The sequence below is a fragment of the Mesorhizobium sp. M4A.F.Ca.ET.020.02.1.1 genome (assembly GCF_004022645.1).
Classification (GTDB): domain Bacteria; phylum Pseudomonadota; class Alphaproteobacteria; order Rhizobiales; family Rhizobiaceae; genus Mesorhizobium.
Window position 1 is genome coordinate 17,639 of sequence record NZ_RZOI01000009.1, and the last position, 10,636, is coordinate 28,274.

Here is a 10,636-nt window from a genome sequence, read left to right on the forward strand (position 1 = left end):
TAGAACTTCGGCCGGCTATTTGCCCATCTTGCCAAGCAGATATTCGAGCGGCGAAACGTCCTTGCCCTGGGCGTCACGCCAGCCGGCATCGACCGCGCGATTGATTTGCGTCGCCGGCAGGCCGGTCGCAAGGCCGGTCGCGTTGATGATCGACTTGACGAATTGCTTGCGCACCTCGCCCTTGTCGGCCGACTTCGCCGCCTCCAGGAATGGCGTCGCGATCTCCTTGGTGATCGCGCCATAGGAGCCGCCACCGTCGAAGCCTTGCAGCGGGCCGGCGATATCTCGCACGCCTGGGATGGTCGACATGACAGAAAAGCCCGTCTGCTTGGCGAGGAATTTCAGCCAGCCGTCATCGTCCTCGCCGTCGTCGCCGCTGGGCAACTGCCCCTTGATCGCCGCGCCTATCACCGCCTCCAGCGTGAACAGGAAAGCCATGTCCAGCGTCCACGACATCGCCTCTTGCGCCGATCGGGCCGAAATCCCCTCCTCTGCGATTAAACGCTTGGCCTTGGCCGAGCGCTCATAGGCGACATTGAATTTAGCGAACATGTATGAGCCCAGGGCCGTGAACAGCCGCACGACATCGTTTTGCCTCGCCGTGCGCGAGACCGAACCGCGCTCGATCGCCGAGCGATCGGAGAACAGGCCGGAAGCCTGGGCGCGCTTCACCAGGTCATCAGCGTGCGCGATGGCCTTGGCCTCATCGTTGCCGTACTTCCGCAAGCCCTGCCGATAGCCGGCAAGCCACGTGGGCACGTCCGCGAGGAGCCATTGCGTCTTGGTCATCAGCCAGAACGCCAGCGGCCCGATATATTCCGACTTGATCTCACCCCAGCGCGAGGCGACAGGCCCCGTTTTCGGGTCGTTGTAAAAGTCGAAAATATCCTTGTTGAACGTCGTCTGACGCGACGCCATGAACGGCGACTTGGCTGCGACATCGCGCGCGGCGCTGATCGGATTTTTGGCCGCGTGCATGATGCCTACAGCCATATCCTTCTTGCCCACAACGACCATCGACTGAGACAGGCCGACCACCTGGAGCGCGACCGTCGACAGGTTGAACGCGAGCTTGGCAGCGGTGAAGTTCGATTTCAGCGTGCGCGCCGCGACGCCGACCAGATCGGCCGACTTCAACTCGCCTTCCGCCACGTCCTTGAGCCAGATTTCCAGCGCGTCGAAATCCGCCTGCTTGCCGGCATCCATGAAAGCCGAGCGCACATCGTCGCTCTGGAGAATGCGCCAGGAGTTCGCGACCGGCTCGCTAAGCTCCAGGTCATAGATCACCTGATTGACATGACGGTGCAGCACCGACATATCAAGCTCGACATCGCGGCCCGAGGATTGCGCGCGCGCCTTGAGGTGTCCTTGGCGCGTCTGGGCCTTGCCGAACCGGCCGGCCTGGAGGGACGCCGCAATGTCCTGGGCGGCATCGTCGCGGGCGAGCGAGGACAGGCGCGGATCATACTTGAGCGGGTAATAGCCGCCCTTCAACGTCTTGCCGGCGATCTCGACCGGCGACGCCTCGACCCACTTCGGTTCAACGCCCGTGGCCCGGCGCTCGCGCGCAGCGATGCCATCCTTGAACGTCGCCACGTAATCCCAGACCGATTGCACGAAATCGGCGTCGCGAGCGTCGAGCCCCTGGAGCACCGCCGCAATCTGGGCCTCAGAAAAGGATCCACGAACTTTCGGATCGGTGAGCCGCGAGCGGTTGCCATCGTTGCCCAGGTTGAGCGCGACCGCGATCCGCTCCCACTTCGAAAGCGCGTAGCCGAGTTCCGGGATATGCTCGCGTACCGCCATGCGGCGGCGTTCGGCCTTGTCATAGACCGAATAGAGCCCTTCCAGGTCCGTCGCCGCCTTTTCCTTGCGCACGATAAGCCGGTTCATCGCCTCATCGATCGGCGTCTTGAGGTTGGCATAGGCCGCGCCCTGATCCTGAAAACCGTCGATCTCGCGCAGCAGCGTCGTCGCGTTCAGCGTCAGATCGAAGAACTGGCGCACCTTATGGCGCACCGCTTCGCCCTTGGTCGCGACGCGGCCGGGCGGGCGCTTTTTCAGGTTCTTGTCGAAGGCCGCAACAATGTCGGTCTTGACCGCTTCTAGCTCACGCTGCTTTTGCGCGTCGATCAGCTTGTTCCAGCGCGTCGCCATGTGCTCCAGGTTCTTGAGCGTGTCGATCACGCCGCGAAGCTCCTCGACCGGCAAGGTCTTGTAGGGCCGGCGTCCCGCATCGCTCAGAACTGCCTCAGGAATGGCGAGTTCGTTTTCGCGGCCCATGGCCGTCATTGCGGCGACGAAGTTGTTCAGCGCGCCGCGCCTGTTCTCAGCCGCGCCGCTCAGCTTGCGGAAATCGTAGCGGTCAAGGATTTCATCGATCGCGCTCAGATAGTCCACCTGGGCGTTCTCGCGCCGGCCAGCGCCCGCGATCCTCTCGCGCGTCGACTTCTTGCCGAGCTTGGCAACGAAGTTCTCGCCCTTCTCGACCTCATCGGCGACGGCGCGCGCTTCCATGTAGAGCGCGTGATTGTAAAGCTGGGCGCGCTTGGTATCGATCAGCTTCGCGACCAGATCGTTGTAGCCGAGCGATGTTGCCGTGCGCTCCCCTCCCTTGATCGTAAACGCGTTGCCCGACTTGCTGACAGCCTGCCGATCGGGAACCGTGAACGTCGATTGCGTCGTTTCGAACTTCGCGTTGTGGGCGTCGATCGCCGAGGCGACCGCATCAGACGACACCTTGCCCTTGGACGCGGCGCGCGCCTTGGTCTCAATGCGTCGGCGCGCGTTGTCGACCCAAACCTTTTCTCGAGCCAGGATCGCCCCGAGGCGCGCCGCCTCGCTCGCAGCCTTGCGTTCGGCGGCGAGGAAGCGGTTCGCGTTCACCGCGTCGCGGACGCGCATCCGGGCGATCGACAGCCGCGCCGTCGCCCGCGCTTCCTTGGCCTTCATGCCGACGCCGGTCCCGGCCACATCGACAATCGAGTTGAGTTCGGCCGCGATCCATTCCGCGCGCTTGTCGCTGTGGATTGCCTCCATCGCCGCCGCCTCGATCGAGCCGTCATTCAGCACGTCGCCGTGCCGATCGCGCATCAGCTTGTCCGTTTCGGCGTCGATCGCCTCCTTGCGAGGAGGAGCCTTTTCGAGCGCCTGGACAAGCTCGTCGCCGCTATCGAAGCCGAACCAGCCCGCCGCCTCATCGGGATCAAAGCCGCCGTCGACCGTGTAGACCGTTTGCATGCCGCGCGGCAGCGTCTTCAAGACGCCTTCGCCGTAGCGGTCGACCAGGGCCTTTTTCGACAGGCGAATATCGGGCATGCCTTCCGGCTTGTCCGGTCCCCACCAACGGCGGTTGCCCATCCATTCCAGCGCCCGGTAATAGCGATAGGTGTTTACGTCGCGCTCGACCTCCTCGCGAACCTTGGCGCGCTCGTCCTTGAACCACTTTTCTTGCGCGCGCTTCACCGGAGCCATCGCCTCGCGCAGCAGCCGCGCCTTGGCGTCATCCTCAGCCTGATCACGCAGCTTGAGGAAGGCGGCGAACTCGCCGGGCGTCAGTCCCATTTCTTCGGCCGTGGCGAACACTTGCCCTCGATCCCCGGCGTCGAGCTTGGCCTTGGCAATCTCATCGTCCGAGGCAATCATGCGGTCGAACACCTCGCGCAGATCGTCCGAGACGTTGACGTTGAGCCCGGCCAGCCGGCGATAGACCGAGATCAGCCACGCGCGGAACTTCTCAAAAGCACCGCGGAGTTCGATCGACGGCGCTTTGCCCTCCATCAGGTAGCTTTCGAAGCCCCTCGCCCACTGCTCTTGCATGCCGACATCAACGGCGGCGTCCTTCATCAGGTCGCCCGTGGTGCCGTTGGCAAGCGCCGCCTTCACGTCGTCGGCCGTCAAGGCAACGTCGGGCATGACGCGCATGCCGTCCTTTGCCACGGCGTCGGCATTGTCGCCCCACCACGCTTTGACGCGCTCCATGTCGCCGGCCGCGCTCTCCTCGCCCTTGTCGGCGAGATCGCGCAGCACGGTCAGGAAGTAGTGCCCGCTTTCGTGCAGGAACGTCGACAGGTCCGCGCTTTCGAACAGGCGAACGATCGTGTCGCCATTGCCGACGCCGCCGCCTGGGAACTGGATTGCGCCACGGTTGCCGCGCACGTCGCCGGATTGGAACAGGAAGCGAGGATCGGCCGGGTCGAACGTCCCGCGATTGTCGACCGACTTGATTTGCTCGGGCTCCAGCGCAATGAACATGTCTTGCGGCTTAGTCTCACCTGTTGGGCTGTCCGCGAAGGTGTTGCGCAGGATCAGGCCATCATAGCCGTTTTCCTTGAGCCACTGGCGCATAGGCTCGGGATCGCGACGCGCCGTCCTCTGGGGCTCGCGAACGGGGAACCCGCTCCTGGACACGGCCGGCGAAGAACTCTCGTCCGTCAGCTTGCCGTAGAGCTTCCAGAATTTCCGCCACGCGGCATCCTCACCGCCAGCTAAGGCAAGCTCTCGCGTGTCATGGCCGTGGATGACAAGCGGCTTTTGCATCGACAGGTAAACCGCCTGTTGCTTCGGGCCGTACATGCCCGCGCCGCCCTGCTTGTCTGCCCGGCTAGAAAACCAGATGCCGAGATTGTTGAACGACAGTTCGAAGCGCTTGGCGCTCGCCATGCGGTCGAAGACTTCGAAATCCTTATGCCCGTTGTGATAAACGACTTGCGGCGAACCGTCTTCGTTCGTCACCTTGCTATCGCCGAACCACGCCTTGAACGCCTCGCTTTCCGTGGCAGGCGCAGCATCAAACGACAACTCCAACTGTTGCCCATACTGCTTGCCGGGCTCCGCCTGATCGGCCTCGATCGCTTGACGGATCGCCGCGTCATCGTCATCGAGCGAGACGCCCAGGCCGTTGAGGTAAGCCTCAATCTGATCAAGCTGGGCGGAGTGATCGGCCGCAGCTGCGTCGACGGCAACCGCGTGATCCGTCTCGCCGCGCATTTCGCGGCCGATCGCATCGAGCATCGCCTTGCCGATGTTCGGCACTTGCCGCCCTTCCTTGACCGCGTTGCGGTATTCGGTCGCGACCGGATCGTTCGCCAAGAACCCGGCTTCAATCGCGGCCTGGGCCACGTCATCCAGCCCGTGCTTTTTGCCGTCCGCCTGGGCGAACATGTCGCGCACGCCGGCCAGCGCGCCGCGCGCGATCTTGAGCGTCTTCTTGCCCTTGCGCTTGATCGAGGCGGCATCCATCGCCTTGATATCGCCGCCGATATCGTTGATCCCGCCATAGTCCGAAATGAACTCCAACAGCGACGGCCCTTTGTCGAGACCGGCAGAGCGTTGGGCTCGGGCTTCCGCGAGCGTCCGGTTCAACGCGTCAACGTCGCGGAACTGCATTCCCTCAGGCAGCGAGCCGCGCACCTGGGGCAGCGGATAAGCCTTCATGAAGTCTTCGACGGTCTGGCGCGAGCGTTCAGCCATGACGCGGTAGAACGCCGGATAGAGCGTTGCCTCATTGGTGGCAACGTCGGTCGACCGGCCGGCCTCGCGCAGCCGCGAGACCATCGTGTCATAGATTTGCTGTTCGTGAGAGCGCGCGGTTTCCTCATCAATGCGGGCGTCTTCCGCTGCCGCCCAGGCTTCATCGAGCGCGTCTTGCACGCGCTCATTGAATTGCTGCGCCTCGACCGCCGTGAACTCATTCGGATCGAACCGCATGTTCTCCATGAGGAACGCGTCATGCTCGGAACCGGCCATCTTGGCGGCATAGGTGGCAGTCGGGATTTTGAGATCGCCGCGCGCCGCAAGGGCAACGTCGAGATCGTCGCGGCTCACGCCGTCAAGCTCCTCGACCAGGGCGTAAGGATCGACGCCGATCCCCTGGAAATAGGTCTGGAACTGATCGGCCGGGATATAGACGTTCTCGACCGGGCCGTTCGCCGTCGCCGCCTCTACAAACTGGCGGAACGTGTCAGGCGAGCGATTGCGCAGCGCCGACGCCTGGGCGTTCGCCGATATCTCGCCGAGCTTTGCCGCCGTCCCCTCAGCGGCTTTCGCCTTGCGCCGATCCGCCGCGAACTCGCGACCGGCCGCACCCATTTCGATAGGCGTTGTCGCGATCTCTGCGACGCCCTCAGCGATGATGTCGTTCCAGTCTATCGACTGTCCCGAGGCGACGCGCGCCGTGTACTCGCCGGCCGCGCCGAGGACGGCTTGCTGCGCACCCTGGGCGATCGCCTCGACAAACGGATTGTGAGCAAGCGCCTTGCCCGCAAGCCCGCCCGACAGCAGATCGAACGCGCCGACGACGACGCCGCGAATGACGCCGCGATTTGCCGCGTCGTTCAGTATCTTCGGATCACTCAGCAGGCGTTGCACGTCCTCAGGCTTGCCAAGGTCGATCCCGTTTTCTTGCAGGAAGTCAGCCGGCGCGGTGTAGCGTTCCGTCGCGTAGGAGCCGCCGCCGAGCGCAGCCACGCCAGCGGCCGGGCTGATACGCCCAGCGACCAGCGCCGCCGCCAGTTGCGGCGCACTCTCGCCAGCCGTTTCCAGCGCCCAGGACAAGCCGCCGACCGGGTTGCGCAGGAACGCCGTCCCGAAATTGGCTACCGCTTGGCCGGGCGTCGCGTCCTTGACCATCGCAGCCTTTTCGAAGGCTTGCGCGGTCGCGGACTTCGGCGTTGCCACAATGGCTTCTTGGCTGGCCTTTACGCCGGCAGCGAAGGAGGTTGCCGCCGCCGCGTCGTCCGCCCCGATCGCGCCGGCATATTGAGCGTCTACCCAGCGCGCGAACGCGCCCAGATACTCGCCGCCCGTCCAGGTCTCAAGCGGGTTGCCCTGCATGTCCTTAAGGCCCGAGCTTGTGCGCTCGTCCTGGAGGATTTGGCCGAACGACATATCCCGGTCGCGTGCGCGGCCCGCCGTCTGTTCGAGCATCACTTGATTGCCCATCTGGGACAGGCGATCACCAGAGCGCTTGGCGGTGTTGACAGCGCCGCGCCCGAAGCCTTCGAACCACGACAGGTTTTGCAGATCGTCGCGCGCCACGGTCGCGTTGTCGGGATTGCGCAGCCAGTCCGTCAGCTTCGGCGAAGTCGACAGGATCGTTGCGTTCCTGCTCTCCTCGATCTTCTGCTGAAAGAGATTGCGATATTCGCGGACCATAGGCAGCGGCGGCACCGGATTGCCCGTCACCTTGCCGAACTCGTTCGCAAGATGCATGTCGCCGGCCGCTTGATCGGGCTGTTCGTTAACCGATCCGAGAACGACTTGGGCCGCGCCTACGCCGCTCTGTTGCTGCTTGGCTTTCCAAGCATTATAGTCCGCGATCGTATCCATGTAGGGGAAGCACTCCAATGAGAGACGGGCAAGACCGATCGACGGTCAATAGATCGACCATCAACGCGGCGGCGCTGATCCTCTTTGGAATTTGGTTGGCGGCACAAATTGGCCTGATGCTGAGAGCGTTCTAGCGGTTCAGAACGAAATCCTCATACCGCTGAACAACCTCCTCCTCGCTTGGCTTGCGGCCAAGCTGGTTTTCCAGATCGGTGGCAATGCCTCGCCGCAGATCAATCGGGATATCGGTGTACTTCACGACGACATCGACGGTCGCGTCATCCGGGCGCTTCGCCGCGTCGAACACGAAGCCCGCCGTTTCGTTCGTACCCCAATAGGCCCCAGGCTGCTTGATCACGACCGGCAAGAGGAGCCGGTTGATCATCGACTGAATTTCGAGCTGGTTCGGCGGCCGATTTTGGTTCTGCCGTTTAAACTCCTCCAATTGGGAGGCCAACTGGTTCTGGAATTCGGCGACGCGCTTAGCAGCCGCTTCGCGCTCGCTCCCCTCTTTCCCGGTCGTGGTAATGCCCACGGCGGCAAGCTGGCTGTCAGCCTGGGAAAACGCGCTGGTGATGTTGAGCCCATCCTCCTTGGCCTTGCGCTGATCGGATAGCGCGTTGGTCTGGAGCCCGGTCAATTCCTTGATGTCCTCTTTCGAGAGACGATCGCGGTAATCGTTGAGATCGTAGCCGGCGAACTCGGTCGGATTGGTCGCGGCGTAGCGGCGCATGTCATAGAGCAGCGTTTGATCGCTGTCGACCGCGCGGCCCTTGGCGGCGGTTTCCTGATAGCTCCAGGCCGCAGAGACCGCAGCCATGCCCGCCGCCTGCCGAACTTCCATCGGCACTTGATCGGGCGTCTGCCCCTGATCGATGTACTTCCACAGTTCGGCCTTGGCGGCTTTCTCGCTTTGCTCCTGGGCCTTGCTCTGGGCTTCCATGACGGCATAGAGCCGCTTGCGCGTCGCGTCGCGCACGTCGGGATCAGCGATCCCCGCAAGACGGTTTTCGATATCGTCAAAGGACGGCGCGACCGAGCGCGGCGCGATCGTGTTGTTCCTGGGCGCGACCGTGCTGGAGAACGCCCGCGTGCCGCGCGTGCCCATCGGCTCGATATGCCAGGGCTCATGCTTCATCGGGAAGTACAGGCCATACTTGCCGGCGTTCTCATGCACCCAATCGATCACCTCTTGCGGCGCGCGCGAGAGCGATTGCCCGCCATAGGACAGATCGACCGCGTGCCCGGCGTTGTGCTGCGAATGGCCGGGAGGAGCGACCCAGCGGCGCGCAGCTGCAACCGAGCCGTATTTCTTCACCGCCGCGCCGAAAAGCTCCGCCTGCCGCTGGGGCGAGCGATAGCCGGAATAGATGCCCAGGCCCTTGCGGATTTCGGGCGGCGCGTCCTGCATCATCGCCGCCAGATTGGTGGCGAAACTGTCATCCAGGTTGTCGACCGAGGCCGGGCCTTTGTTGCTGACAGACTGGAGGAAGGCGCGCGCGCGCGTCGGGCCGGCTTGCCCGAGGCTGCGACCGCTCGCCGGCTGGGCCGGTTCCGCCGAGGTGGACGACTGGCGACCGCCCGACAGGATCGCCTCAGCCTCGCGCTTCGATTTCTCCTGGACCAGTTCGGTCTTGAGCGAGTTGCTAAGCTCGTACTGATCCGCGCCGCTCATCTGGTCGGCGTTTGCCTTCATGTAGGTTTCGGCCGCGATCGGATCGGTCGCGGCGATCCGCAGCGCTACGTTCTTGTGAACGCCCGAGGAGTATTCGCCCTCTTTGAGCTTGAGCGTGTCGGCGTCCCAGCCCTGGAGCGCGCCCGTCTCGCGGATTTCCATGATGCCGGCCGCGATGTTCTTGGCGACCATCTTCGGATTGTTGAAGTTGACCAGGGCGTCATTCGCGAAGGTCTGGACGCGGGCCGACGACGCATCCTTGAACCACGACTTGCGCTCGCTCGCCGTGTGAACGATCGATTGCCCATAGACGCCTTGCAGGCGCGATTGCGAGGCCGTGTCGTAGGCGCGGGCCGCGCCGCCAGTGAGGTTCGCGCCGAACTCCTTGCGCTTCGCAGCCGCCGCGTCTTCGAACGCCTTGCGCCCGTCGATCGCGTTGCGGCCCTCCAGGGTCATAAACCCGTTGTCGCCGTACATGCTTTCGCGCAGCCAGTCGGAATAGGCGTTGTCCGCGTCCTTGGCGCGGGCGACGTCCTCAAGCTCCTTGACGCGCGCCATGGCGTCGCCGGCCTGATTGAGCCCAGCCGCGAGCCCTTGCATGCCGCGCCCGACCGCCGCGCCGAAGGCTTCCGGCGTCGCGTTGGCGTCCAGGTCTTGCCGGTAGATCGGGCGAAGCGAAACGTCAGACTGATAGGCGGGAACGGTAGGCATGTCTCATCCTCACTGGATCAGGCTTTCTTTGTACTGGCCGTAAGCCTTGCCAGCGCCGCCGAGCACCGTCCCGAGCGCGTCGAGATATCCGCCCGTGCTCGCCGAGGATGCCGCCATGCGGCTCATCGTGGCGCTGGAGCGCTTGTTTACCGCGTCGACGCGATAGTCATAGGCTTCGCGCGCCGAGTTGGTGCGGATTGTCAGCGCGTCAAGCTCGCCCATGGTCGCCGTGTCAACGAGCGTATCGAGCGGCGAGCCAAAGGTGAGATCGACGCCGTTAGCGGCCATGGCGGCTTGCTGCTGCCCCTTGATCTGGGCGACTTGCTGGCGCTTCTTCTGCTCCTCCAGAACGCCGCGATCGAGCGCATCTTTCGCCTTCCGCTCGGAGAGGCGCGCGTTCATATCCTGGACCTTGGCGTTGTACTTGTTCGCAGCCGATGTCGCTTGGGCCTGTTGTACCGAGCCGGCCGCGCCGAGCAGCGTCGAGCCGACCGTCAGCATCATTGACAAATCACACATCGGCGGACCTCAGTTCGAAAAGCCGGAACTCATGCCCCCGGAACTCGACCGGATCGGAAAGCGTGAAGCCCAGCCAGCGGAGCCAGCGGATCGAGGCGCGGTTGCGCACGTCGACAAAGTTCTTGAGCACCGCATAGCGCCGCAATAGTTGGTCCCGAAACCCGACCGACGAGCGCAGGAAATGGACATAGTGCTTTTCTACGGCATCGGTCCCGAGCAGCCAGGGCGCGCCGACACCGGCAAGAACATTGAGATCGCCGACGCCAAACATGACCTCAGGCACGCCGTCGATCATCGCCGTCCATGCGTGCGACGACTTGCGCAGCGAGAAGATCAGCGCAGCGGCAGGCGTGTTACCAGAGGCCGCAAGCACCTCCTCGCGATCGGCCGCGCGCATGCGCC

At 63.8% G+C, this 10,636-nt stretch carries 4 protein-coding genes; all 4 read right to left on the reverse strand.

The window, feature by feature from the left end; translation table 11 throughout:
• Positions 1–15: 15 nt before the first annotated feature.
• Entirely contained in the window at positions 16–7,329 is a 7,314-nt protein-coding gene (locus EN742_RS01705; RefSeq protein WP_128332335.1) for a hypothetical protein, read from the reverse strand.
• 130 nt (positions 7,330–7,459) lie between these two features.
• Entirely contained in the window at positions 7,460–9,562 is a 2,103-nt protein-coding gene (locus EN742_RS01710) for a D-alanyl-D-alanine carboxypeptidase family protein (RefSeq protein WP_245492234.1), read from the reverse strand.
• Positions 9,563–9,724: 162 nt separating this feature from the next.
• Positions 9,725–10,216 carry a hypothetical protein gene (locus tag EN742_RS01715; protein ID WP_245492235.1) on the reverse strand — a complete coding sequence of 164 codons (492 nt, stop codon included), beginning with the start codon at positions 10,214–10,216 and terminating at the stop codon, positions 9,725–9,727.
• 10 nt (positions 10,217–10,226) lie between these two features.
• The coding region (locus EN742_RS01720) for a phage protein Gp13 family protein (RefSeq protein WP_128332338.1) at positions 10,227–10,636 on the reverse strand (410 nt) is incomplete at its 5' end.

Bases quoted from the DNA above. Each gene is read 5' to 3' on its own strand.
- EN742_RS01705 (WP_128332335.1), bottom strand. From the start codon at position 7,329: ATGGATACGATCGCGGACTATAATGCTTGGAAAGCCAAGCAGCAACAG.
- EN742_RS01710 (WP_245492234.1), bottom strand. From the start codon at position 9,562: ATGGCGCGCGTCAAGGAGCTTGAGGACGTCGCCCGCGCCAAGGACGCG.
- EN742_RS01715 (WP_245492235.1), bottom strand. From the start codon at position 10,216: ATGCTGACGGTCGGCTCGACGCTGCTCGGCGCGGCCGGCTCGGTACAA.